This window comes from Rugamonas fusca (assembly GCF_014042365.1).
Taxonomy (GTDB): Bacteria; Pseudomonadota; Gammaproteobacteria; order Burkholderiales; family Burkholderiaceae_D; genus Rugamonas; species Rugamonas fusca.
The window spans coordinates 54,607-79,922 of sequence record NZ_JACEZS010000023.1 but is presented as its reverse complement, the minus strand read 5'-3'; the positions used below and the strand labels follow the sequence as shown (position 1 = coordinate 79,922).

The window sequence follows — 25,316 nt, the reverse complement described above, 5'->3', positions numbered from 1 at the left end:
GCGGACGCGCACGACGCCAGAAAGCGGGCCCGGCTGTTCTCCAGCTTGGCCCAAAGCAAAATCGGGGACGTACTCCGGTTTTCCCACACGGGAAAACCGGAGTACGTCCCCGATTTTTGCTGGCGGCAAGCGATGTTGCTGGTTTGCCTTTACAATTCCCGCATGAATGACAGCCTGACGGACTCCCTCCCTGCGCACCATGCGCGCGCCGCCTTCCTGGGCGGGCTGGGATTGGCTATCGGCGGGGCCGTGCTGTTCTCCACCAAGGCGGTGGTGGCCAAGCTGCTGTATCGCCATCACCTGGACGCCGTGACCCTGATCGCGTTCCGCATGCTGTTCTCGCTGCCCGTGTTCGCCGCCATCGCCGTGTGGCAGATGCGCAGCGGGCCGCCGCTGTCGAACGCCGACCGCGCGCGCCTGGTGGCGCTGGGCCTGCTCGGCTATTACCTGTCGAGCTTCCTCGATTTCCTCGGACTGCAATACATTTCCGTCGGCCTGGAACGGCTGATCCTGTTCCTCACGCCCACCTTCGTGCTGCTGATGACCACCGTGTTCCTGCGCCAGCATATCCGGCGCGCGCAGTGGCTGGCGCTGGTCACCTCCTACGCCGGCATCGTGCTGGTGTTCCTGCATGACTTGCGCGGCGGCGGCAGTGTGGCGCTGGGCGCGGCGCTGGTGATGGGGTCGGCCGTCGCCTACGCCGTCTACCTGCTGCTTTCCGGCGAGATGGTCAAGCGCATCGGGTCGCTGCGCCTCGTGTCGTATGCCATGTGCGTCTCCAGCGTGGCCTGCATCGGCCAGTTCTTCCTGCTGCGTCCGGCCGCGCTGCTGGTGCAGCCGGCGCCCGTGTACTGGCTGTCGCTGGTGAACGGCTTGCTGTGCACCGTCATGCCGGTGTTCATGACCATGATCGCCGTGGCCCGCATCGGCGCCGGCACGGCGTCGCAAGCGGGTATGATAGGCCCCGTTTCCACCCTGTTCCTCGGCGCGCTGATCCTGGGCGAGCCGATCACCCCCTGGCAGCTGGCCGGCACCACGCTGGTGCTGGCGGGGATATACCTGCTGTCGAAGAAGTAGTACCACCTTGTCTTTCAACCTGATTACGGACCACGTTATGAAAACCCGCATCGCCCTGATTGCCCACGACAAGAAAAAAGACGACATGATCGCGCTGGCCACGGAATACCGCGCATTCTTGGCCACCTGCACGCTGGTGGCCACCGGCACCACGGGCGGCCGCCTGGCCAACGAGGTGGGCTTGCAGGTGGACCGCAAGCATTCGGGCCCGTTCGGCGGCGACTTGCAGATCGGTTCGCTGCTGGTGGAGGGCATGATCGACTGCGTGATCTTCCTGCGCGACCCGATGACGCCGCAGCCGCACGAACCGGACATCAACGCCCTGGTGCGCGCCTGCGACGTGCACAATACGCCGTGCGCCACCAACATGGCGTCGGCGCATCTGGTACTGTCGCAATTGCAGCTGCGCGCGCAGCCCTGACCCTGACATAAGACGGAGGCCGGCATGACGAAAGTGATACAGATGACCCGCACCGGCGGGCCGGAAGTGATGGAGCTGATCGATGTGACGCTGGCGCCGCCCGGCCCCGGCGAGGCGCAGGTGCGCCACGAGGCGATCGGCGTCAACTTCATCGACGTGTATTTCCGCACCGGGCTGTATCCGCAGCCGCTGCCGGCCGGGCTGGGCATGGAAGGGGCGGGCGTGGTGGAGGCGGTGGGGCCCGGCGTCACCCACGTCAAGGTGGGCGACCGGGTGGCCTACGCGGGCCGGCCCAATGGCGCCTACGCGCAGGCGCGCAACATGCCCGCTTCCGCGCTGCTGGTGCTGCCCGAGCATATTCCGTTCGAGACGGCGGCCGCCATGATGTTGCAGGGGCTGACGGTGCAGTACCTGTTCCACCGCACGGTGGCGCTCAAGGCCGGCGACACCATCCTGTTCCACGCGGCCGCCGGTGGCGTGGGCCTGATCGCATGCCAGTGGGCGCGGGTGCTGGGCGTGAACCTGATCGGCACCGTGGGCTCGGACCAGAAGGCGGCGCTGGCGCTGGCCAATGGCGCGGCCCATGTCATCAACTACAACAAGGAGAACTTCGTCGAGCGGGTGCGCGAGATCACGGGCGGCAAGGGCGTCTCCGTGGTGTACGACTCGATCGGCAAGGATACCTTCACGGGTTCGCTCGATTGCCTGGCGCCGCTGGGCATGATGGTCAGCTTCGGCAACGCGTCCGGCCCGGTGCCGCCGTTCAGCCTCAATGAGCTGGCCTCGCGCGGTTCGCTGTTCATCACGCGGCCTTCGCTGATGAACTACACGGCCAAGCGGGAGGACCTGGAAGCGTCGGCCGCCTCGCTGTTCGGGGTGGTGGGCAGCGGCGAGGTGAAGGTGCCCGTGCATCAGCGCTACAACCTGGCCGACGTGGCGCAAGCCCATATCGACCTGGAATCGCGCAAGACGATGGGCTCGTCCATCCTGCTGCCATGAGCGCCATGCCGGAATCCACAGGCGACGGCTCGCCCAAGTTCGGCCGCCTGCTGATCGTGCTGGTGCTGGCCGTGATGCTGATCGGCGCCATCACGCTGGGGGCGGAAGCCTACTATTCCTGAGTAAAAAAACGGGGTCGCTGCCAACATGCATACACGAGCTCATGTATGAATGTTGGCTGCGACCCCATGTTTATTTGGCCTCCGGCGCGGGCGCTTTCGCGGCCGGCGCTTCGTCCTTCAGCGTTGTCGCGTCGATCTTCACGTCCACCTGGTGCGGCACGCCGCTCTGGCCGGGGAAGCCGGCGAACGCGCTGTGCACCAGCGCCGGCATCACATGCGGCGTGGCCTGCACGCGGCTCACGTTATGCACGGTGACATCGTACAGCTTGCGGCCCGTGTCCGAGTTGATGGTGATGTTGAGCTGGCGTTCGTACTGGTGGCGCACACTTTCCTCCACTTCCAGCGGGCCGTAGAACATGGGGTCATAGAAGAACGGACGGTAGCCGTAGCGGTAGTAGGGATAGCGGCCCCAGCCAGGTCCCCAAGCCGGTCCCCAGTACGGGCCGGGCCAGAACGGGTCGGTGGCCGTCAGCACGCGGACCGGCTGGTCCACGGTCTTGAAGTGCATGCCCACCAGCAGGGCGGCGTGCGATCCGTCGGCCGCCTGGCTGAAGCCGAGCTTGCCCAGCTCATCGCGTACCAGCACTTGATAGCTGCGGTATTCCAGCGTGTCCTCGTTGGGCGGTGGCGCGGTGAACGCATAGGCTTTGTTGCTCAGGTCCGCCGGCCAGTCGTTAAAGGCGGTCACGTCGCTACGGATGGTCGTCGCGCAGCCGCTCAACAGCAGGGTGGCGCCGGCCGCCACGATGGCGAATGATTTCATGACGTTACCCTTCCACAATGAATGTTCCATCGTTTAGTCTATGACGAAGTAATCGTTAGCGCATGATTATTACAGAATGTTACGGCCGTGGGGAAACCTGCAACTTATCCGCGTTCCATAGGTCAAAACGTCTCGCGCCGGGTCCGGTATTGGTAAAATAGCCCCTTGATCCAGCCTCCCACCCGAGTTCCCATGCGCACAGACAGCAGCCCCCAGACCATTTTCCGCAAGGATTACACCGTCCCGGCCTACCTGGTCGACACCGTCGAACTGGGCTTCGACCTCGATCCGGACCGCACCATCGTCGCCAACCGCATCACCATGCACCGCAATCCGGCCAGCAAGGGCCGCGACATCGTGTTGCACGGCGAGGAGATCGAGCTGGTGCAGTTGCGCCTGAACGGCAAGCTGCTGGCGGCCAGCCAGTATCGCCTGACGCCCACCTCGCTGACCATCCCCAAGGCGCCGGCCGAGGTGGTGCTGGAAATCGAATCCCTGTGCGCGCCCGTGAAGAACACGTCGCTGTCGGGCCTGTACGTCTCGAACGGCAATTTCTTCACCCAGTGCGAGGCCGAGGGCTTCCGCCGCATCACCTATTTCCCGGATCGTCCGGACGTGATGGCCAAATACACGGTGATGCTGCGGGCCGACAAGGCGCGCTATCCCGTGCTGCTGTCGAACGGTAACCTGATCGAGGAAGGTGAGCTGGGCGACGGCCGCCACTACGCCAAGTGGGAAGATCCGTTCAAGAAGCCGTCCTACCTGTTCGCGCTGGTGGCGGCCCGCCTGGTGTGCCAGGAGGAGCGCTACACGCTCCAGTCCGGCCGCGAAGTGCTGCTGCAGGTGTGGGTGGAGGAGGGCAACCTCGACAAGACCGACTACGCCATGCAGTCGCTGAAGAACTCGATCCGCTGGGACGAGGAGCGCTTCGGCCTGGAGCTGGACCTGGACCGCTTCATGATCGTCGCCGTGGGCGACTTCAACATGGGCGCCATGGAGAACAAGGGCCTGAACATCTTCAACACCAAGTACGTGCTGGCCAATTCGCGCGTGGCGACCGACGTCGACTACGCCGGCATCGAAGCCGTGGTGGGCCACGAATACTTCCACAACTGGACCGGCAACCGGGTCACGTGCCGCGACTGGTTCCAGCTGTCGCTCAAGGAAGGCCTGACCGTGTTCCGCGACCAGGAATTCTCGGCCGACATGATCGGCACCGACACCGGACGCGCCGTGACCCGCATCGACCAGGTGCGCACGCTGCGCCAGGCCCAGTTCCCGGAGGACGCCGGCCCCATGGCGCACCCGGTGCGGCCCGACTCCTTCGTCGAGATCAACAACTTCTACACGGTGACCGTGTACGAGAAGGGCGCCGAAGTGGTGCGCATGTACCAGACCTTGCTGGGCCGCGACGGCTTCCGCAAGGGCATGGATCTGTACTTTGAACGGCACGACGGCCAGGCCGTGGAATGCGACGACTTCCGCGCCGCCATGGCCGACGCCAACGGCCGCGACCTGACCCAGTTCGAGCGCTGGTACAGCCAGGCCGGCACGCCCGTGGTGACGGCCAGCACGCGCTACGACGTGGCCGCGCGCTGCTACGAGATCACCCTCAGCCAGCACTGCCCGGCCACGGCCGGCCAGCCCGACAAGCTGCCGTTCCACATCCCCGTGGCCGTGGGCTTGCTGGACGCGGATGGCAAGGACTTGCCGCTGCGGCTGGACGGCGCACCCTCGCCCAAGCACGCGCCCACCACCGTGGTGCTGGAACTGACGCAGGCCACGCAGACCTTCCGCTTCAAGGGCATCGCCGCCAAGCCCACGCCGTCGCTGCTGCGCGGCTTCTCCGCGCCCGTGGTGCTCGAATACGACTACACGGACGCCGAACTGCTGCACCTGTTCAGCCACGACAGCGACCCCGTGAACCGCTGGGAAGCGGGCCAGCGCCTGGCCATGGAACGCCTGCTGGTGCTGACCAGCGCCGTTGCCGCCGGCGACACGCTGGCGCTGGACGACACCTTCATCGCCGCGTTCCGCAACGTGCTGACGGACGACACGCTGGACCCGGCCTTCCGCGAGCTGGCCCTGATCCTGCCGTCGGAGACCATCATCGCCGAGCAGGTGGCGGTGGTCGATCCGCAAGCGATTCATGGCGCGCGCCAGTTCATGCGCCGCACCCTCGGCACGGCGCTGCGTGAGGAACTGCTGGCCCAGTACCACGCCAACCAGACTCCCGGCGCCTACAGCCCGGACGCCGTCTCGGCCGGCAAGCGCGCGCTCAAGAACCTGGCGCTGGCCTACCTGCTGGTGGCGCCGCAGGAAGCCGACCTGGCGCTGGCGCGCCAGCAGTTCGAGCAGGCGACCAACATGACGGACCGCGCCGCCGCGCTGTCGGCCCTGATCCACAGCGGTGCCGACGCCAGCGCCAGCCTGGCCAGCTTCTACGCCGACTTTGAGCAGGAAGCCCTGGTGATCGACAAGTGGTTCGCCATGCAGGCCGCGGCCCCTGGTACCAACGTGGCGGCCGTGCGCCAGTTGATGCAGCATCCGGCCTTCACGCTGAAGAACCCGAACCGCGCGCGCAGCCTGTTGTTCAACTTCGCCAACGCCAACCCGCCGCAGTTCCACGCGGCCGACGGCAGCGGCTACGACTTCTGGGCCGAGCAGGTGATCGCGCTCGACAAGATCAACCCGCAAGTGGCGGCCCGCCTGGCGCGCAGCATGGACCGCTGGCGCCGTTACGTGCCGGCGCTGCAGGTGCATATGCGCCATGCGCTGGAACGCGTGGCCGCGTGCGCCAAGCTGTCGAACGACGTGCTGGAAGTGATCAGCAAAGCGCTGTCCAATTAATTATCTTTACCAAGCAAGGGAATCCATGAAACGCATCAGCCTCACGCAATACCTGGTCGAAGAACAGCGACTGCACAACACGATCCCGGCCGAACTGCGCCTGTTGATCGAAGTGGTCGCGCGCGCCTGCAAGACCATCAGCCACTCGGTGGGCAAGGGCGCGCTGGGCGAAGTGCTCGGCACGGCCGAGACGGAGAACGTCCAGGGTGAAGTGCAGAAGAAGCTCGACATCATCTCCAACGAGATCCTGCTGGAAGCGAACGAATGGGGCGGCCACCTGGCGGCCATGGCGTCGGAGGAGATGGAATCGATCCACCCGATCCCGAACCGCTATCCGAAGGGCGAATACATGCTGCTGTTCGATCCGCTGGACGGCTCCTCCAACATCGACGTCAACGTCTCGATCGGCACCATCTTCTCCGTGCTCAAGGCGCCCGAAGGCATGGGCGAGCCGACCGAGGCCGACTTCATGCAGGCCGGCAGCAAGCAGGTGGCCGCCGGCTATGCCGTGTATGGCCCGCAGACCATGCTGGTGCTGACCACCGGCCACGGCGTGAACTGCTTCACGCTGGACCGCGAGATGGGTTCGTGGGTGCTGACCCAGCGCGATATGCAGATCCCGGCCAAGACCAAGGAATTCGCCATCAACATGTCCAACATGCGCCACTGGCATCCGCCCGTCAAGCGCTACGTGGAAGAACTGCTGGCCGGTGACACGGGCCCGCGCGGCACCAACTTCAACATGCGCTGGATCGCCTCGATGGTGGCTGACGTGCACCGCATCCTGAACCGCGGCGGCATCTTCATGTACCCGGCCGACCTGCGCGACACGTCCATGCCCGGCAAGCTGCGCCTGATGTACGAAGCGAACCCGATGGCCTTCATCGTCGAGCAGGCCGGCGGCGCGGCCACGGATGGCAAGCAGCGCATCCTCGACATCGAACCGCACAAGCTGCACCAGCGCGTGCCCGTGTTCCTGGGCTCGCGCGATGAGGTGGCGGTGGTGACGGGCTACCATCAGGGTTGATCGCCCGGCCCAGCCATTTAGTCCATTCCGTGCCCGATGCAATGACAATTTTTCAAAGTCTCAAATTATTTTGCATCGGGGACTAGCGGATACGGAGAATTGTTTGTTAGAATGTGGGCCTTCGCCGCTTTAGCTCAGTTGGTAGAGCAGTTCATTCGTAATGAAAAGGTCGCCAGTTCGATTCCGGCAAGCGGCACCAGAGATTCAGCAAAAAACCCGCGTACTCGCAAGAGGCGCGGGTTTTTTGTTTTCATCGACACCCGCATCACCATCACCATCAGCATCACTCCCCCGGAACTGAATATTGCCCGAATACCAATCAGGCGCTGTTGCCGCAGCGACCAGCGTACACTGGGTCGGCAAGGGAAGACGCTCGCCGCGCCACCTACAGGCGCCGCCATTTTTCAGGGGAGTACACCATGACACACACTTTGGCCGCTGTATTCGAACACCGCACCGACGCCAACTACGCCCGCGACGCGCTGATCAGCGCCGGCTACGATAGCCACACCATCCAGTTGAGCGACGCCGCCAGCGCCAGTGGCGAGGCGCGCCAATTCGATACCACCACCAGCCCTGGCGCCGCCGACGACAGCATGCTCGACAGCGTGCGCCATTTCTTCAGCCGCCTGTTCGGCACGGAACACGACGACCAGCGCATGTATGCCGAGGCGATCCGGCGTGGCCATGTGGTGCTGACCGTCCACGCCGCCAGCCGCGAGCAGGCCGAGCGCGCGGCCGCCATCGTCCAGGCCTTCAGTCCGGCCGACATGGGCCAACAGCGCCCGCGCGAGGAGGTTGACCAGCGCGGCGCCGCTCCGGAATGGCATCAGTCCGGCATGGGCGCGCCGCAGGGCGAGCAGGCGCAACGCGACACGGCGCCGTCCGCATCGGGCGCAACGCCGTGGACGGGGGCGCCGGCCTCGTCAAGCGTGCCGCCTGCCGGGCAGGCATCGCAACAAGGCGGCGCCGCTGCCGGTTCGATGCAGCGCGCCACGCCTGAGGTGCCCTTGCCCGAGCGCGGCAGCGAAACGGGGGGCGCCACGCGCATCTATCCGCATCCCAATCAGGACAGCTTGAATATCCAGCGCGGCGACAGGATGGGCGATAGCGACGATACCTATTTCCGCGCCCACTGGCTCGACACGTTTTCCTACACCGGCGGCACTTACCAGGAGTTTGACCCGGCCTATCGCTATGGTGCCTCGATGGCCAGCAGCACCACCTACCAGGGCAGCGGCTGGGACGAGGTGGAGCCGGCCTTGCGGGAGGAGTGGCAGCGCTCGTATCCCGAATCGCGCTGGGAAAAATTCAAGGATGCAGTGCGTGCTGGCTGGGAGCGGATGACGTCCTAGTGGGCAGCTCGCCAGCGGGGCCACGCGGCTGCCGGAGTGCGCGGCGATGGCCGTCGGGCCCGCACCCGCGCGGCAGGCTACTTCGGCAGCAGGTGCCGGAACGTCGGCTCGATGTTGCGCGCATGGAGCCAGCGCACGATGTCGTCCAGCGTCGCATCTTTGAGCAGCAAGCCGGGCGGCGTTGCCGTCTCCGCCGGTGGCGCCGGCGCAGGCGACGGGACCGCGGCGCATGCGGCCGCCGCCATGTCCCCGAGCTGGCGCAGCGCGTGCTGGAACTGCTGTGGGCTGATGCTGTGCAAGCCTTCCAGCAAGGCCGCCTGGCCGGCCGCCGGCGGCGCCATCGCCAGGCCGGGCTCGTCGGCGAAGGCGGCGCCCAGGTCCGGGTGGATGAAGGCGGCCCAGGTGCCGCTGGGCTGGTGCTGGCACGGCGGCAGTGCCGCCGGGACGGGCGCGCCGGGCTGGTCCAGCTCCGGCAGGTAATGTTGCCGCAGACGCGACAGGAAGGTGTCGACCTGGGCCAGCGGCGTGACCTGCTCCAGCGACAGCCACAAGCTGTAGCCATGGCCGGAAATGCTCACGGCCGGCGCCGGCAGGCCCAGCTCCGTTTGCAAGGCGTTGGCGACGGCGCACAGGCGCGGCCACGATAGTCCGGGCTCCTCGCCGGCTTGCTGGTCGAACGGCAGGACGATGGCGCGCGTGCCGCCGGCGGCGGTCGCCAGTGGCACGGGTGAGGTGGACTGGCCCGCCGCGTGGCGCGCCAGCGCCTTGGCCGGGAGCGCATCCGGCGGGAGATAGAGGCGGGTCAGTTCTGAAATGAGTTTTTGCATCGGTTTCCTTGCGCGGCGACACCGGGTGTGGCGCCTGTTCCATGTGGGGCGCCGCCATTCTGCCACATCCGGCGCGCGGATCGCCCGCCGCCGCGCCGTCCATGTGGCGTTGGCCCGTGGGGCCCCTGGCCGCGCCGTTCAGCGGGCCGTCGTGTTCTCCGCCGCCGTCTGTTGCGCCATCCCGGCCGTGGCCACCTTGTTGCGCCCCGTCTCCTTGGCCTCGTACAGCGCCAGGTCGGCCTCGTTGAGGATGGCTTCGATGCCCTTGCTGTCGCCGCGCATCATGGCCACGCCCAGGCTGGCCGTGACGGGGATCGCTTGCCCTTCGAACTCGGCCGGCGGCGACAGTGCGATGGTCTTGCGGATGCGCTCGGCCGTCTCCAGCGCCTCGGCCAGCGTCGTCTCGGGCAGCAGCACGACAAATTCCTCGCCGCCCAGGCGGGCCGGCAAGTCGGCGTGGCGCACGCTGTGGCGCAGGCAGTTGGCCGTGCGCACCAGCACGGCGTCGCCGGCCGCGTGGCCATAGGTGTCGTTGACGTGCTTGAAGTGGTCGAGGTCTATCATCAGCAGCGCCAGCGGGCGCTGGTAGCGGCTGGCGGTGGCGAAGGTGGCGTCGGCCTGCTGGAAGAAGGCGCGCCGGTTGGCCAGCCGGGTCAGCGGGTCGGTGTAGGCGATGGTGGCCAGCGCCTGCTCGCGCGCGTGCTGGGCTTCCGTGTCCGTGAAACTGAGCAGCAGCTCGCGCGGCTCGTCGCGCTTCGATGGCAGCGGCGCCACCGACACCAGCGCGTGGCGCGTGCCCTCGCTCGCGTTGAGCGTCACTTCCATGCTGCGCCCCTCGGCCGCGCCGGCCAGCCGGGCGCCGGCGCACAGTTCGCGCCATACGGCCGCATCGGCGAACAGCGATTCGGCCACTTTCAGCTGCTCGCCCGGCATGGCGCCGAACAGGTGGCCGAAGGCGGGATTGGCGCGCAGCAGCAAGCCATCGTCGAGCCGCACGTGGGCCAGGGCCACGGGGGCGGTGGCGATCAGGCGCCCCATGGCACGGGCGCCGATGTCGAGCTGCTCCTTGTCAAATTGCAGCTGGGCCGCCTGGCGCGCGCCCTGGCGCACCAGCCGCAGCAGCAGCGCCAGCGCCGTCAGCAGCAGCAGGGTACTGACGCCGCTCAACACCAGTTCCGCGTACCAGGGGGCCAGGAAGTCCAGCTCGGCCGCCTCGACCCGCAACAGGTAGGCGCCGTTGGCGAATGGCAGCTCATAGACCAGGTGCTTGATGTGGTCATACGGCGAGATCCAGTAGGCCAGTTGCGGCTGGTCGCCGAACGGCTGGCGCGCGATGGGCGGGACGGGGGCGCCGATGATGGCGTCGGCCATCGGATAGCGGAACGCCAGCCGGTTGCCGGCCACCTGGATCATGGCCACCACGCTGTGGCGGCCCAGCGAGAAGCCGGCCTGTTCCATTTCCTTCAGGCGGCGCTGGAAGGCATCGTGGCTTTGCAGGGCGAACACGAAGGCGCGCGGCAGGCCGTCCGCCCCGCGCACGGGGCGCGTCACGACAAAGCCGCTGGGCCAGGCCGACCGGGGGCCGCCCTGGTAGATATCGATCGCCGTCGCCGGCGCGCGCGCGCCGCGCAGGGCGGACACGTCGATCCGGTCGCCCTCGTGCACGGTGGTCACATTGTTCGACATGAACAGCACCCGGCCATCGCGGTCGGCCACGCCCAGCAGTTCGATATCGTCGTTGCCGGCCGCTTCCCGCGTCAGCAGCGCCTGCAGGGTGGCCACCTGGCGGCCGCTGGCGCTGGCCAGGTCGGGCGGCAAATGATCTGCGAGCGCGTCGGCGATCATGTTCTCGGTCGTCACCAGCTGCGACAATTGCAGTCCCAGCGAACGGCGGGCGCTGAGCGCCACGTTTTGCAGCTGCTGGGCGATCTGTTGTTCCAGCTGCCGTTTGTGCTGGTAGACCCGGAAGCTGCTGCTGCCGACGTAGAGGCAGGCGAGAAAAGCCAGCAGCCACGTCATGGCGGCATAGTATTGAAACAGGGGCTTGTCGGGGGCGGATGCGGTGTGCGGTTCGCTCATGGCGGATGCCTCGTTGTGATTGTTTTGCTCAGCCTGGTGCCTGGCGTTCACTGTACGAGAATAGTGACGGCATGTCACTGTTATTTCGCGACAGTTAATTAGCGGATCGTGCCAGGGCGTGGTGATAGCATGGCCTGGTCGTTGGCGCGGTGCCGGCGTAGAACCTTGGTGCTGCCTTGTGGCATATACAGGCGACCAAGGAGAGCGACGATGCGGGAGGGACGGAATCTGGACGGACACATGACCGGCGCCGGCGGCGACGAGGCGATCTTGCTGGCCCGTATCGTGGCCGGCGACCGGCATGCGTTCGAGCAGCTGTACCGCGCCTATTTCCCCCGCCTGGGCCGTTTCCTGGGCCGCATGGTGCGCAGCGTGCCATTGATCGAGGAAGTCATCAACGACACCATGCTGGTGGTGTGGCAAAAGGCGGCCAGTTACGATGGCAGTTGCAAAGTGTCCACCTGGATCTTCGCGATCGCCTACCGCAAGGCGCTCAAGGGCTTGCGCGGCAGCGATGCGCCGCTCGAATCGGACCCCGAGTCGTACCCGGCCGGCCCGGCGCTGGAGCCGGACCACCTGCTCGAGGGACGCCAGTTGCGGCAAGTGCTGGAGCGGGCGCTGGCCCGCTTGCCGCTGGCGCAGCAGGTGGTGATGGTGCTCACCTACGACCATGAGATGGGCTACGCGGAGATCGCAGACGTGGTAGGTTGCCCTGTCAACACGGTCAAGACCCGCATGTTTCACGCGCGCCACAAATTGAAGGAATTGCTGGCGAGCCAGATGGAGGACTACCCATGAACGGCCACACCGTCAAGCTGGACGATCCAGCACACGAGGACGCGCGGACGTTGCTGCCCTGGTACGTGGCCGGCCGGCTCGACGCGGCCGACAGCGCGGCCGTGCGGCGCCACTTGGCCGACTGCCCGGCCTGCCGTGCCGAGCTGGACTACGAACGCCGCGTGCAGGCGGCCGCCGCGCTGCCGGATCGGGGCGGCCCGGCGTCGGCCGCCGCCACGGAGGCGACGGACAGCGGGGCGGTGGCCGGGCTGGACGTGGAGCGGGCGCTGGCCGCCTTGATGCCGCGCCTCGAGCCGGAGCGGCCCGCCCCCGCCACCGGCCTGGTCCCCGGCCCGGCCCGGCCGTGGTGGCGCCGGGCCGCGGCCAACGACGCATCCTGGCTGCGCTGGGCGCTGGCGGCCCAGTTCGCCGTCATCGCGGGGCTGGGGTTGCTGCTGGCGCGGCCGGCGCCCGAGCGTGGCGCCTATCACGTGCTGGGCGCCGGGGCCGCCGCCGGCAACCTGGTGGTGGTGTTCAAGCCGGACACGCCGGAACGGGACTTGCGCCGCATCCTGCAGGCCAACGGCGCGCACGTGGTGGACGGGCCCACCGTGACGGACGCCTACCTGCTCAGCGTGCCCGACGCGGACGCGGCCCGCGCGCGCCTGCGCACGGAGTCGGCCGTGGTGCTGGCCGAGGCGCTGGAGCGAGGGACGCGGCCGTGAACATGCGGCCACAGGCGCGGCCGGGGCCATCCGGGCTGGCACGCATGCTATTGCCGGCACCATCGCCCGCGCCATCAACGATGCCCTGTCGGTCGGCAGTGCGATGGCCCGTGCTGCTGGCGTGGGGGCTGGCGCTGGCTGGCCCGCCGGCTTGCGCCCAGGCCGGTTTGGGCGCCCAAGCCGGCCCCGCAACCGTGGCGGCGTCGCGGGCCGATGCGGGCGGCCCGGCGCCGTCCGGCGATGCCGCCGCGCCCGAGCGCCAGTTGCTGGTCATGCTGCGCCTGCCGCCGCCCCATTACCGGCCCGACGCCGGCTACGGCGGCCGCTACCTGGACGATGGCGGGCGCGGCGCGCGCCACCGCATCGCCGAGGAACTGGCCCGCTTGCACGGCCTGAAGCTGGTCAGCGACTGGCCCATGCCCACGCTGGGCGTCGATTGCTACCTGCTGGAGGCGCCGGCCGGCGGCGACCCGGCCCGTCTGGCCGAACGGTTGTCGCATGATCCGCGCGTGGAATGGGCGCAGCCGGTGGCCATCTATTCCGGCATGGATGGCGCCGCGCCCACGCTGTACCCGATGCAGCCGAGCGCGCGCTACTGGCACGTGGCCGTGCTGCACCGGGCGGCCACGGGGCGCGACGTGTCCGTGGCCGTGGTCGACAGTGGCATCGATGGCCACCATCCCGACCTGGACGGCCAACTGGCCAGCACCGAGAATTTTGTCGATGGCAGCAGCTACCTGCCCGAAGCCCACGGCACGGCGGTGGCCGGCATCATCGCCGCGCGCGGCGGGCGGCAAGGCATCCTGGGCGTGGCGCCGGGCGCCCGGCTGATGGGCTTGCGGGCCTGCTGGCAGCAGGGCGGGCAGGGCGCGCGCTGCAGCAGCTTCACGCTGGGCAAGGCGCTCAATTACGCCATCCTGCACGAGGCGCGCATCATCAACCTGAGCCTGTCCGGTCCGCCGGACCGGCTGCTGGACCGCCTGCTGGACGCGGCGCTGGCGCGCGGCATCAGCGTGGTGGGCGCCATCGATCCGCAAGGGCCGGCGCGCGCGTTTCCGGTCTCCCATCCCGGCGTGATCGCCGTGGCCCAGCAGGGGCGGGGCGGGCCGTTGGCGGCATTGCCGCCAACCCTGGGCGGCGCCGTGCTGGCGCCGGGGCAGGACGTGCCGGCCAGCCTGGCCGGTGGCGGCTGGCGTTTCGTGTCCGGCAATTCCTACGCGGCGGCCCACGTGACGGGCATGCTGGCCCTGCTGGCCGAATTGCGGCCCGGCGCCAACGGCGCGCAACTGGAACGTCTGCTGGTGCCGGGCCGCGGACCAAATGCTGCTACCATCGACGCATGTGCCACCATCGCCAACACCACGGGCGCCTGCACCTGTTCATGCGCGAGCGCCGTCACGCTGCGGTCCAGCCGCCAGCCCTGAGGGCCGGCGCGGCGCTGGCGCTGGGGCTGTTGTTGCCGCTGCTGGGCATGGGCGGTGCGGCCGCGCAGGCCAGCGGCAGCGTGGCGCTGCTGTCGGACTACCGCTTCCGTGGCCTGTCGCTCAGCGACGGCGCTTCCTCGGCCCAGCTGGGCCTCAATTACGACAATCCCCAGGGCTGGTACGCGGGCGCGCAGGCGGCCGGGGCCAACCTGCGCGAGCGCGACATGGTGCAACTGACGGCCTACGGCGGCCTGGCGCGCCGGCTGGCGTCGGGCTGGAGCTGGGAGGCCGGCGCCAGCGCATCGCACTTCAGCCGGGCGCGCGACAGCGACTACGGCGAATGGTACGCCGGCCTGGCGTCGGAGCGGCTTGGATTGCGGCTCTATTTCTCGCCCCACTATTTCGGACGCGACCTGCGCACCGCCTACGTGGAGCTGAACGGCTTCGCGCCGCTGCACGGCCAGCTCAAGCTGGTCGTCCACGCGGGCGCGCTGCGCTACCTGCCGCGTGACGGCGCGGACCTGCCGGCCCGCTACGACGCCCGCCTCGGCCTGGCGGCGGCGCTGGGCGACTGGAACGCGCAACTGGCGTGGCTGGCCGCCTCGTCGCGCGGGCCCGATGCGGGCGCGTCGCCTTACTACACTGCGCCATCGAAGCGCGCGCTCGTGCTCAGCGTGGCCTACACGTTTTAGCCATTTGCAGGAAACCTTGCGGCCGTGCGCGGGAATGTACGGGCAGCGGAACATCGCCCATCTCGCTGAAAGGACGCACCATGAATACCTCGCATTGCCTGCACAGGTTCGCCGGCCTTGGCCTGGCCATTATGCTGACCGCTTGCGGCGGCGGCTACGGGGGCGGCAGCTATATGCCGCCCAGCGCGCCGCCGCCGGCCGTCGCCAGCAGCTACACCGTCACCAGCCTGGTGTCGGACGCCGTGATCGCGGCGGCCCATACGGACGCCAATCTCGTCAACGGCTGGGGCGTGGCCTTCAATCCCAAGGGCTACGTGTGGGTGGCCGACAACGGCACCAGCAAATCGACGCTGTATGACGGCAACGGCGTGCCCCAGTCGCTGGTGGTCAGCACCCCGGACGCGCCCACCGGCATCGTCTACAACGGCACCACGGACTTCAAGCTGACCCAGGGCGGCGTGACCGGCGCCAGCCCCTTCCTGTTCGCCACCGAGCGCGGCATGATCGCGGCCTGGGCGCCGTCCGTGGCCGCCACCACGGCCGTGGCCACGTACGACGGCAGCGCCGCCGGCGCCGTCTACAAGGGCCTGGCGATCGGCAGCTTCAGCGGCGTCAACTACCTGTACGCGGCCGACTTCCACAACATGCGCGTTGACGTGTTCGACACCAACTTCGCCCGGGTCAGCCTGCCCGGCGGCTTCACGGATCCCGGCCTGCCGGCCGGCTATGCGCCGTTCGGCATCCAGGTGATCGGCGACAAGGTCTATGTGGCCTACGCCAGGCGGGCCGCCACCGGCGACGATGAGCAGGCCGGCGCCGGCCTCGGTGTGCTCGACGTGTACACCACGGGCGGCGCCCTGGTCCGCCAGCTGGTGAACGGCGGCGCCCTCAACGCGCCATGGGGCATGGCGATGGCGCCGGCGGACTTCGGCAGCAACGCCAACATGCTATTGGTGGGCAACTTCGGTGATGGCAAGATCAACGTCTACGACCCGGCCGACGGCACCGCCAAGGGCACGCTGAACGGGGCCGACGGCATGCCGCTGGTGATCGACGGCCTGTGGGGCATCGCGTTTGGCAATGGCCTCAACAGCCAGCCCAGCAACACGCTGTTCTTCGCGGCCGGACCCAAGGACGAGACCCACGGCCAGTACGGGCGCATCGATGTGAAGTAGCGGCGCACGCGCTCCTTGCGTCAGCGCAAGGAGCGCGCCGCGCGGGCTTGGATAATGGCAAGCTCGTCAGTCACGTCAGCGCCGCGCGTGGACCGCGTGCCAAGCTGGTGCCCGGCCCGGCGCTGCGTCGCGGGCGGCCCGGGCGGCGGTGATGTGGCTGGCGATTCGTTGATCGCATCCCCTGGAGAGCCGCCATGCAGCAGCGCTATGCCCCCGGCCTGTTCGACCGCTTGATGGATGGCCAGCCGCGCCTGCGTGGCTGGCCGCTGGAACAGCTCAAGGATGCCGTCGCCGGCGACCTCGAGGCGCTGTTCAATACCCGCGCCGCGCTGGCCGGGGCGGCGCTGGAACCGTATCCGGAAGTGCGCAATTCCATCCTCAATTACGGTTTGATCGATTTCGCCGGCATGTGCCTGACCAGCGACGAGGACCGCCAGAAGATTTGCGCCGCCGTGCGCCAGGCCATCGAGCGCCACGAGCCGCGCCTGTATGCCGTGAGCGCCGCGCTGCGCGTGTCGGACGCGCTGGTGAACCGGCTCGAGATCGTGATCAGCGCGCGACTGAAGGCCGATCCGGCGGCCGGGCTGGTGCGCTTTGACGCCGTGCTCAAGCCGTCCACCCAGCAGTACGCGATCGCCCGCGGCGGCCCGTCCGGGGACGGCGCCGCCTGACCATGCGCAGGCGCGTGCGTCAGCCGCGCAGCGCGTCGAAGAAGATCCCCGGCAGCTTGAACCACGACGGCCGCACCTGGAACGCGAACAGCTTGCGCGCCACGTTGTGGGCCTGGCGGTTGTTGACGAACCACGGCGGATTGGGCAGCAGCGTCAGCGCCCCGCCCAGCACACTGCGCGGGAATGGCCGGAACGGCGCCCGCACCACGGTGCGTTGCGCCTTGTCGAACATATGCGTGTTGTGCACGCTGCCGATGCCGCTCTGCACGTCGTTGAGCACGTGGCCGGGGAAGGCGCCCCACGGGGCCTGCGTGAGCAGGTAACCGAGCCCGGTCCAGGCGTTGATGGCGATGCAGCCGTAGTGCAGCTCCAGCAGCAGTTCGTCGAAGCGTGGGCCCAGCGCCTTGATGGTGGCCGGGTGGATCAGGATGTTGGCGCCCAGCGTGCCGCGCAGCTTGTCGTTGGCGTAGGCGATGGCGTGGCGCAGGTAGCTCTCCGCGTCCGCGCCGTCCAGCAGCTGTTCGCACAGGGTGGGCGCGAACACTTCCGTGCAGCGTCCGAACACTTGCTCGTCGCTGGCCGGCGGCAGTTCCACCACTTCGCGGTTGGCCGCCGCGCCGATCGGGTTGACGCGCCGCGCGCCCGGCTGGCAAGCGGCGAACTGGGCCTGGCGGCTGGCCGCGCCCGGATAGTAGGGCTTGCGGTCCGGCGCGGCGGCCAGTTGTTCGCGCACGGCCGCGCGCAGGGCCGGCGTGTGCCGCCATTGGGCCGGCAGTACCAGCACCTGCGAAGCGACGCAATTGAAGCCCGAGTTGTGCAGCTTCTGGGTGGCGATATGGCTGGCCTGGAACGCGATGTCGGCCGCCGTCCACGGTCCCGGCACCACGATGGTGGGACACACGGCGCCCAGCTCGCTGGAGATGGGCTTGGGATTGAGCGGCCTGTTGGCGCGCCGGTTCGCTTCCCCTTCCGGGCCGTGGCCGTAGACGATGGCGTCGTGCGTGGCCTGGCTGCCGGTGATGTGGATGGTGTCGACCAGCGCGTGCTGGCACAGCAGGGCGCCCACCTCACCGCCGCCGGTGACGAAGTGCAGGAAGTCGCGCTCGGCCAGCGGCGCGAAGATTTCCTCGAACACGGGCAGCAGGTATTCGTTGACGGGGTTGAGCTTGACGATGCAGACCGCCTTTTCCGAGTACAGCTTGTGCAGCGCGTCCAGCGGGGCGATGCTGGAGATATTGCCGGCGCCGAGGATCAGCGCCAGTTCGCCCTGCGCGTGGCGCGCGTCACGGTAAGCGGCAGCGACGTGGCTGGCCAGGTTGCCGGCGTTGACTTCCGGCTGCATCCACACTTCCGCCCGCACGCCCGACAGCAGCAGGCGGTCGAAGATCGTTTGCGGGAATACTTCCACCGCCAGCTGGCGGCCGGCCACGGAGCGCTGCCTGAGCGCGTGCACGGCGGGCCGGCCCTGGTCTGCGATCTGTTCCAGCGTCGCCAGCAGGTGATCGCAGGTGGCCAGCAGCGCCCACGGGCCCGAGGTCCATTCCTCGCCTTGCAGCGGGCTGTCGGCGTCGATGCCCTTGGCCGCGTTGGACAGGTCTATCCATCGTTCGGCGGCGGCCGGGATGCGCTCGCGCACCTGGCGCAGCAGGGCGATGCGCTCGCCCACGGGCAGCGCGGCCCAGTCCTGGCGGCGCGCCGCCAGGCGCGCCAGCAGGGCTTGCAAGCGGGCGCCAGCTTCCATGGCGCCACCCATCATTTCACCTTGCCCATGGCGGCGCGATCCTGCTCGCCACCGTCGGGGTTGATGCACATGAACGAGTCCAGGCCATCCTCGGTGCCATAGGCGGGCAGGTTGGACAGGCTGGAACACACGCGGCCATCCTTGGTGAACACCAGGTCGCGCAGCACCGTCACCCGGGTCGGGCTGGGGTAGCTGAGGAAGGTCTTGGTGGCCGGGGTAAAGCGCAGCACGCGGTCCGAGTTGTTGGCCGTGATCCACACGTCGCCCGTCTTCGGATGCACGTTGAGCGCATACGGCACTTCATGTTCGCCCTTGGCCAGCACCGGCAATTGGTAGCTGCTGAACTGTTTGGTGGCCGTGTCGAACGCCATCAGGCCGCTGTCGTCGAAGGCGGGAATCCACAGCACGCCGTGCTTGTCGAAGCGGGGGCGGCGCGGGCCTTTCATCGGCGTGTCGTATTCCGTGACTTCCAGCGTCTTCGGATCGACGCGGCCGATCTTGCTGGCGTACAGCTTGGCGTACCACACGCTGCCATCCTTGGGATTGATGTCGATACCATACGGGAAGGCGAGGATGTTATGACCGAGCCACTTCTGGTGCGACAGGTCCAGGTGCAGGTTCTTGCCGGGGAACCAGCTGGTCAGCTCGACGATGGTGGGGAACAGCATGTCGCTGACCCAGCGGAAGAAGCCGTTCGAGGGCAGGCGGATCACCTTCATCTGCTCGGTCTTCGGATCGAAGCGGCCGACCTGGTTGGAGGCCACGTTGGTCCACCAGACGATGCCTTCCTGGTCGATGCGGATGGTGTGCGGGTACAGTACGTCGCCCGGAATCGGATAGACCTTGAAGGCGTGGCTGACCGGGTCGAACGACATCAGCGTGGACGACAGGGCGTTGGTGATCCAGATCCGGCCATCCTTGGCCTGCGCCGTGCTGTGCGGACCGTGCTTGCCGGTGAAGATGCCGATCGGCAGTTGCTGGCCGGAGAACTTGCCGCCCACGGGCAGGTCGCTGGCCGGCAGCGGGTATTTCTCGATCTTGTGGGTCTTGCGGTCCAGCACCCAGATGATGTCGTGGCCTTCGTCGGTGCCGTACAGCTTGTCGTCCTCGCCCACGTCCGTGTCGTGGATGAAGGACATGCCGTCGCCCACCAGCCACTGCTCGACCTTGGCGCGCGCCAGTTCCGGCGTGGGCGCGTAATCGTGCTTGGCCAGAACGGGCTTGCCGTCGAAGCCGCGCGTGAGCACGCCGCTGATGGTTTCGACTTCGGAACCGCTAAGCTGGGCGAAATAGCCTTCCATGCGGGCGATGGTGGCCTTCCATGCGCTCTGTGGACGCGGTGGCCGGGTCAGCGCGTTGCCGATCTGGTGGCAGTACATGCACTGGCTGACGAACGGCTTTTTGTCTTCGCTGCTGGCCCATGGCAGGCGGGCGTTGTGGGCCGAAGCGGAGAGCGCGTCCGACTCGGCCTGGGGCGTGGCGAAGTGCTTGACGGTGAAATTGATGGTGGCGTTCTCGTTCGCGCCCAGGGTCGCTTCGGTGCTGCTGTCCTCGAAGTTGGCAAGACGCGTGTGCACGGCCAGCTTGCCGCCGAAGTCGGTGCGGATGGCGTAGCTGCCGTCGGCGGCCGTGTACACGGTTTCCTTGCGGTCCTTGGCTTCGTTGTACACGGTCACCATGGCGCCCAGTACGGGCTTGCCGTTTTCCAGCGCGACGGTGCCGCTCAGGTTGACGGCGCTGGCCGCATGGCTCAAACCCAGGCCCAGGCCGAGGGCGGCGATCAGGGTGGTGTGCCGCAGTTGCGTGGTCGATTTCATGTGCGGTACTCCTTACGCGCGGCCGGACTGGAACCAGCCGGGCAGGGTTTTACTGAAGTGCATCGAGGCCAGCGCACCGATGGCCAGGATGCCCATCAGCGGGCCGCCCAGCAGCAGGTTGGCGGCCAGCATGGAGGCCGAGATGGTCAGCTTGGGCAGGTGCAGCAGGTCGCCCAGCCACAGGTCCAGGATCAGGATGATGGCCGTCAGCTGGTTCAGTTCCAGCAGGCGCTTGAACCAGCGCAGGCTGGCGCCTTTCCACAGCAGGACCGCTTCCACCAGCAGGGCGGCGGCGGGGATGTAATAGGCATGGGCGTCCATGCCCAGGGCCAGCATGATGATGGCCGACAGCAGGAACAGGGCACTGAAGATGGTCGCCTGCATGGGGCGAGTCCGGGTAGTCATGAGAGTCTCCTCAACAAGGGTGTCGATGGGAGCATTCTCGGACAGCGGGGGGAATCGGACTTGTTATTTCTTGCCAATCGCTTGTCATTTCCCCTCACGGCGCGCGGCGCGGCGGGGGCGATGGCGGCGGCGCGCCACGGGCGTGGCGCGCCGGGACAACTATGCTTAGTAGCTGGTCAGCGGCACCGGCTGGCCGTGCCTGAACGTGAAGATGGTGACGGGCGACTGCTTCATGTCGCCATGGGTGTCGAAGGCGTAGGTGCCGGCCACGCCCTGGTAGCTGCCGGCCGCCACGGCCACGCCCACCTTGAGCGGGTCGGTCGAATTCACCTTCTGCATGGCTTGCGCGTACAGCTGCACGGCGTCGTAGTAGGAGGCCGCGTAGACGTCGGCGTCCTGCTTGAAGCGCTGCTTGTACTTGGCCTTGAACGCGGGGCCGCTGGCGGCCTTGTCGAGGATGGCGCCGCCCTGCGAGCACAGGACGTTCTCGCCGGCCGCGTCGCCGGCCAGCTTGCCCATCTCCGCCGTGCAGATGGTATCGCCACCGAGCAGCCTGGCGTTGATGCCCAACTGCTTCATCTGGCGCACCATGGGCGCGCCCTGCGGCGCGTAGCCGCCGAAGAAGATGGCTTCCACCTTCTTCGCCTTGAGCTTGGTGAGGATGGACGTGAAGTCGAACGCCTTGTCGTTGGTGAATTCGTGGCCGGCCACCGTCATGCCGGAAGCCTTGGCCTGCTTCTTGAATTCCTCGGCCACGCCCTGGCCGAACGCCGTGCGGTCGTCGATCACGGCCACGTTCTTCAGGTGCAGCGCGTTGGCTGCGTACAGCGCCATCTTGGAACCGAGCTGGGTGTCGCTGGCGTTTACGCGGAACAGGCCCTGGTAGCCTTGCTGCGTGAGCTTGGGATTGGTGGCCACGGTGGCCACCAGCGCGCCGGCGTCGTGGTAGGTGCGCGAGGCGGGGATGGCCACGCCCGAGTTGTAGGGGCCGACCACGTAGCGCACGCCGGCGTCCACCAGCTTCTGCGCCACGGCCACGCCGGACTTGGGATCGCCCTGGTCGTCCTCGGACAGCAGCTCGAACTTGATCTTCCTGCCGGCCACGGTGATGGGTTTCGCATTCAGTTCCTCGACGGCGAGGCGGGCGCCGTTCTCATTGTCCTTGCCGGAAAACGCTTGCGCGCCCGACAGCGGGCCGCTGTGGCCGATCTTGACCACCATGTCCTGCGCGCCGGCCGCGCCGGCCATGCCCAGCAGCGCCACGGCGCCTGCGATGTGCTTGAAATTCATTGAGTCTCCCGTAGTTGGCGCGCGGGCCGGCGGCCGCCGCGCAGTGTGCAGAATTATCGCCAAATTCGACACATATTATCGTGTGACTTGGGGCGCCGTGACCACCATTTTGGCGCGATTCGGGCGGCGCCGGGGCGCTTGCCGGAATTTTATTCGGTTTCGAGCGGCGCCCATGCGTTCCATTTCCGCCGCCGGTGGTATGCTCACCGTCAGTGCGTTCGAGCGTGCAACGTAAGAGCAACCTGACGGGTCTATCCACATGGATGTCTACACCCCACAAGTCTGGCTTCCCCATGAACGGCCCTCGCTGCCGGGATCGCCGTCCACGCCGCTGCATTCCGATGCGCGCCGGGCCGCCTACCTGGTGGTGGGCCTGATCGTGGCGCTCACGGGCGGCCTGGGGAACGCGCTGGTGTCCGTCAACCTGCCGTACCTGCAAGGCTCGCTGGGCGTCTATTCGTCCGAGATCCAGTGGCTGCCGGCCGCCTACGTGATGACCAATGTGTCGATGAACCTGTTGCTGGTGAAGTTCCGCCAGCAGTTCGGCCTGCGCCTGTTCACGGAACTGTTCCTGGTGCTGTATGCCGCGGCCACGCTGGCCCACTTGTTCGTGCACGGGCTGGCGTCAGCCATCGCCGTGCGGGCCGCCAGCGGCATGTCCGGCGCGGCGCTCACGGTGCTGGGGCTGTATTACACGCTGCAGGCGTTCCCGGCCCGGCACCGGCTCAAGGGCGTGGTGCTCGGTGTCGGCTTCGCCCAGCTGGCGCTGCCGCTGGCGCGGCTGTTCTCGTCCGAACTGCTGGCGCTGGGCGAGTGGCGTGGCCTGTACTGGTTCGAACTGGGCATGACGCTGCTGGCGCTGGGCTGCGTGCTGATGCTCAAGCTGCCGCCGGGCGACCGCGTGAAGGCGTTCGAAAAGCTGGACTTCCTCACCTTCGCCCTGTTCGCACCGGGCGTGGCGCTGCTGTCGGCCGTGCTGGCGCTGGGGCGCACCGTGTGGTGGCTGGAATCGCGCTGGCTGGGCTACAGCCTGGCCGCCGCCATCGTGCTGATCGCGGCCGCGCTGCTGGTCGAGCATAACCGGCGTGCGCCGCTGCTCAACACGCGCTGGCTCAGCACGGGCAATATGGTGCGGCTGGCCTTGTCCGTGCTGCTGATCCGGGTGGTGCAGTCCGAGGCCAGCGGCACGGTGGGCTTTTTGCAGGCGCTGGGACTGAACAACGACCAGATGCAGCAACTGTGGCTGGTGGTGATGGCCGGTGCCGTGGCCGGCATGGTGGCCAGCGCGCTCACCATCGCACCCTCGCGCATCGCGCCGTCGCTGATGCTGTCGCTGTCGCTGATGGCGACGGGCGCGTGGATGGACGCCCACGCCACCAACCTCACGCGGCCCGCCAACATGGTTGTGAGCCAGTTCCTGCTGGCCTTTGGCGGCGCGTTCTTTCTCGGCCCCACCTTCATTTCCGGCTTCGGCGCCGTGATCGCCGCGCCGCGCAACCTGATCAGCTTTTCGCTGATGTTCACCATCACGCAGAACATGGGCAGCCTGCTTGGCGCCGCGCTGGTGGGCACGTTCCAGGTGGTGCGCGAAAAATACCATTCGAGCCAACTGGTCGAGCACCTGACGCTGCTCGACCCCCAAGTGGCGGCGCGGGTGCAGGCCGGCGGCGCGGCGCTGGGCGGCACGCTGGCCGATCCCGCCATGCGCAGCGCGCAAGGCGTGGCGTCGCTGGGCGCGGCGGCCACGCGCGAGGCCAACATCCTGGCCTACAACGATGTGTTCATGCTGATCTGCGCGGTGGCGCTGGCCACGCTGGCGTGGCTGGCGGCACGCTATTTCTGGGACCAGTGCGTTGTGTGCAAGGACAGCGCCGGACCCAATGCGCAAACGGGCATGGCCAACGTGTCACTTAACAATTCCGGATCGCGTTGACGTCCTCTCCGTCATAGAGGGCGGAGCTTCCTACAGCTAGCGTCGCACGTCCGCGACGGAGTATGTTCATCGCAGCATTACGATCACGATCATGTACAGAACCGCAATCACTGCAAGTCCAATCTCTTATTCCAAGGTCCGCGATACCTCTCGGCCTCGTATCGGGCATGGCGCCGCAACGCGAGCAGACCTGGGTGGTGAAACGTTCGTCCACTTCCTCAAACCAGGCGCCATGCTTAACAGCCTTGTACGCCAGTTGGGTGCGAAAGGACGACCAGCCGACATCGTAGACCGACTTCGCCATGCTGGTTTTGGCGAGGGCGCTGGCGTTGACGTTGCCGACCACGATATAGTCGTAGGTAGCGACGATGGCGCTGGTTTGGGTGTGCAAGTAATGCAATCGCTGGTTCGCGACCTTGGCATGGATGGCCTTGATGCGCCGGGTTTTATGGGCGCGCTGCGCCAGCGCCAGCGCCGCCTCCGCATCGCGGTAGAAATGGGGCGCGGCGATGGTGGTGCCGTCGCTCAAGGCGGCCAAGTCCTTCAGGCCCAAGTCTATGCCGACGCCGTGTGCCGGCATTCGGGCCGCAGCTGGCTCAACTTCGATGCAAATGTTGAGAAACCAGTTGCCTCGACGGTCACGCGAGAAATTGGTGCCGTCGAGAATTTTACCTTCAGGCAGTGGTCGGGAATAGAAGACGCGAAACGTGTTGCCGGCGAAACGGAATGCGTTGCCTTCCCGCTTGAGCTCGCGCCCCTTCAACGGTACCCAGAGCAGGGACTTCCTGCCGCGATAACGCAAGTAGGGACGGTGCGACTGAGCGCGCGATTTGGCGTACTGCTGACAGACGTCATTGATGGTGCCGGAATGGAGTCCCAGTTCCTTGCTGCATCCAGTTGTCAATTTGATCAGGTCGAATCCCGTATGCCAGCGCCTGCCAAAGCGCAGCGCATCCTTTTGCCTGTCATTACAATAATTCCAGACAAAATTAACGGAACGGGCTTGCCGGTTGAGCAGGCCAGTCAACGATTTGACGCGATAGCGGTAGACCAGTTTCATGTATGTTTGACCAGCGGGGAACGCATGAGTTCCGCGTTGATCACTAAAGTTTCGACTCCTGCGGAGTCGATTCCTTTCACTCCTCA

At 67.4% G+C, this 25,316-nt stretch carries 21 protein-coding genes and 1 tRNA gene; 14 read left to right on the top strand and 8 right to left on the bottom strand.

The annotated features are described in order from the left end of the window. Positions 1-162: 162 nt before the first annotated feature. From H3H36_RS21665 to H3H36_RS21655, 3 genes are read left to right on the top strand one after another with little or no spacing between them, the layout of a single operon-like run. Positions 163-1,077: a DMT family transporter gene (locus tag H3H36_RS21665; RefSeq protein WP_182220160.1), complete on the top strand. Its 915-nt coding sequence runs from the start codon at positions 163-165 to the stop codon at positions 1,075-1,077. Positions 1,078-1,114: 37 nt separating this feature from the next. Beyond that, entirely contained in the window at positions 1,115-1,498 is a 384-nt protein-coding gene (locus H3H36_RS21660) for a methylglyoxal synthase (RefSeq protein ID WP_182220159.1), read from the top strand. Between the two features lie 24 nt (positions 1,499-1,522). Next, complete coding sequence (locus H3H36_RS21655; RefSeq protein WP_182220158.1) at positions 1,523-2,497, top strand: quinone oxidoreductase family protein; 975 nt, start codon at positions 1,523-1,525, stop codon at positions 2,495-2,497. A gap of 192 nt (positions 2,498-2,689) precedes the next feature. Here the strand turns inward: H3H36_RS21655 and H3H36_RS21650 are convergent, their stop codons facing one another. Beyond that, positions 2,690-3,382: a DUF4136 domain-containing protein gene (locus tag H3H36_RS21650; RefSeq protein ID WP_182220157.1), complete on the bottom strand. Its 693-nt coding sequence runs from the start codon at positions 3,380-3,382 to the stop codon at positions 2,690-2,692. A 192-nt stretch (positions 3,383-3,574) separates the two neighbouring features. On the opposite strand from H3H36_RS21650, the gene pepN reads away from it, so the two are divergent. From pepN to H3H36_RS21630, 4 genes are all read left to right on the top strand, one after another. Continuing rightward, entirely contained in the window at positions 3,575-6,232 is a 2,658-nt protein-coding gene (pepN, locus tag H3H36_RS21645) for an aminopeptidase N (protein WP_182220156.1), read from the top strand. 25 nt (positions 6,233-6,257) lie between these two features. After that, positions 6,258-7,259 (top strand): class 1 fructose-bisphosphatase, encoded by a 1,002-nt coding sequence (locus tag H3H36_RS21640; RefSeq protein WP_182163203.1) that lies wholly within the window; start codon positions 6,258-6,260, stop codon positions 7,257-7,259. 123 nt (positions 7,260-7,382) lie between these two features. After that, positions 7,383-7,458 (top strand) — tRNA-Thr (locus tag H3H36_RS21635). A gap of 220 nt (positions 7,459-7,678) precedes the next feature. Continuing rightward, positions 7,679-8,614 (top strand): hypothetical protein, encoded by a 936-nt coding sequence (locus H3H36_RS21630; protein WP_182220155.1) that lies wholly within the window; start codon positions 7,679-7,681, stop codon positions 8,612-8,614. A 77-nt stretch (positions 8,615-8,691) separates the two neighbouring features. On the opposite strand, the gene H3H36_RS21625 is transcribed toward H3H36_RS21630, so the two are convergent. Then, the gene (locus H3H36_RS21625; RefSeq protein WP_182220154.1) at positions 8,692-9,441 is read right to left on the bottom strand and encodes a hypothetical protein; all 750 of its coding nucleotides are present in this window, start codon (positions 9,439-9,441) and stop codon (positions 8,692-8,694) included. A 138-nt stretch (positions 9,442-9,579) separates the two neighbouring features. Continuing rightward, positions 9,580-11,520, bottom strand: coding sequence for a sensor domain-containing diguanylate cyclase (locus H3H36_RS21620; RefSeq protein WP_182220153.1), 1,941 nt, complete (start codon positions 11,518-11,520; stop codon positions 9,580-9,582). 240 nt (positions 11,521-11,760) lie between these two features. Between H3H36_RS21620 and H3H36_RS21615 the strand changes: the two genes are divergently transcribed. The 6 genes from H3H36_RS21615 (at position 11,761) to tssE (ending at position 16,984) form a co-directional block, all read left to right on the top strand. Continuing rightward, on the top strand, positions 11,761-12,318 hold the full coding sequence (locus H3H36_RS21615; protein WP_229220036.1) for an RNA polymerase sigma factor: 558 nt from the start codon (positions 11,761-11,763) through the stop codon (positions 12,316-12,318). After that, entirely contained in the window at positions 12,315-13,022 is a 708-nt protein-coding gene (locus tag H3H36_RS21610) for a zf-HC2 domain-containing protein (RefSeq protein WP_182220151.1), read from the top strand. The genes H3H36_RS21615 and H3H36_RS21610 overlap by 4 nt, the downstream gene beginning before the upstream one ends. A gap of 98 nt (positions 13,023-13,120) precedes the next feature. Beyond that, the gene (locus H3H36_RS21605; RefSeq protein WP_311196672.1) at positions 13,121-14,446 is read left to right on the top strand and encodes a S8 family peptidase; all 1,326 of its coding nucleotides are present in this window, start codon (positions 13,121-13,123) and stop codon (positions 14,444-14,446) included. Next, positions 14,404-15,138, top strand: a complete 735-nt coding sequence (locus H3H36_RS21600) for a TorF family putative porin (RefSeq protein ID WP_182220149.1) — start codon at positions 14,404-14,406, stop codon at positions 15,136-15,138. Before H3H36_RS21605 ends, H3H36_RS21600 begins: the two co-directional genes overlap by 43 nt. Before the next feature lie 80 nt (positions 15,139-15,218). Continuing rightward, positions 15,219-16,313: a TIGR03118 family protein gene (locus H3H36_RS21595; protein WP_229220035.1), complete on the top strand. Its 1,095-nt coding sequence runs from the start codon at positions 15,219-15,221 to the stop codon at positions 16,311-16,313. Between the two features lie 194 nt (positions 16,314-16,507). Then, a complete protein-coding gene (gene tssE, locus H3H36_RS21590) occupies positions 16,508-16,984 on the top strand; it encodes a type VI secretion system baseplate subunit TssE (RefSeq protein ID WP_182220148.1) in 477 nt (158 codons plus the stop codon). 19 nt (positions 16,985-17,003) lie between these two features. Here tssE and H3H36_RS21585 read toward each other — a convergent pair whose 3' ends face one another. The 4 genes from H3H36_RS21585 to H3H36_RS21570 form a co-directional block, all read right to left on the bottom strand. Next, complete coding sequence (locus H3H36_RS21585; protein WP_220459823.1) at positions 17,004-18,725, bottom strand: aldehyde dehydrogenase family protein; 1,722 nt, start codon at positions 18,723-18,725, stop codon at positions 17,004-17,006. Positions 18,726-18,736: 11 nt separating this feature from the next. Beyond that, a complete protein-coding gene (locus H3H36_RS21580) occupies positions 18,737-20,542 on the bottom strand; it encodes a carboxypeptidase regulatory-like domain-containing protein (protein WP_182220146.1) in 1,806 nt (601 codons plus the stop codon). 12 nt (positions 20,543-20,554) lie between these two features. Further along, positions 20,555-20,947: a hypothetical protein gene (locus tag H3H36_RS21575; RefSeq protein WP_182220145.1), complete on the bottom strand. Its 393-nt coding sequence runs from the start codon at positions 20,945-20,947 to the stop codon at positions 20,555-20,557. 165 nt (positions 20,948-21,112) lie between these two features. Next, positions 21,113-22,237 (bottom strand): branched-chain amino acid ABC transporter substrate-binding protein, encoded by a 1,125-nt coding sequence (locus tag H3H36_RS21570; protein WP_182220144.1) that lies wholly within the window; start codon positions 22,235-22,237, stop codon positions 21,113-21,115. A gap of 259 nt (positions 22,238-22,496) precedes the next feature. Between H3H36_RS21570 and H3H36_RS21565 the strand changes: the two genes are divergently transcribed. Further along, the gene (locus H3H36_RS21565; RefSeq protein WP_182220143.1) at positions 22,497-24,170 is read left to right on the top strand and encodes an MFS transporter; all 1,674 of its coding nucleotides are present in this window, start codon (positions 22,497-22,499) and stop codon (positions 24,168-24,170) included. Here the strand turns inward: H3H36_RS21565 and H3H36_RS21560 are convergent. Next, positions 24,148-25,230: an RNA-guided endonuclease InsQ/TnpB family protein gene (locus tag H3H36_RS21560; RefSeq protein ID WP_182220142.1), complete on the bottom strand. Its 1,083-nt coding sequence runs from the start codon at positions 25,228-25,230 to the stop codon at positions 24,148-24,150. The two genes, H3H36_RS21565 and H3H36_RS21560, sit on opposite strands and share 23 nt — an antisense overlap. Between the last annotated feature and the right edge of the window lie 86 nt (positions 25,231-25,316).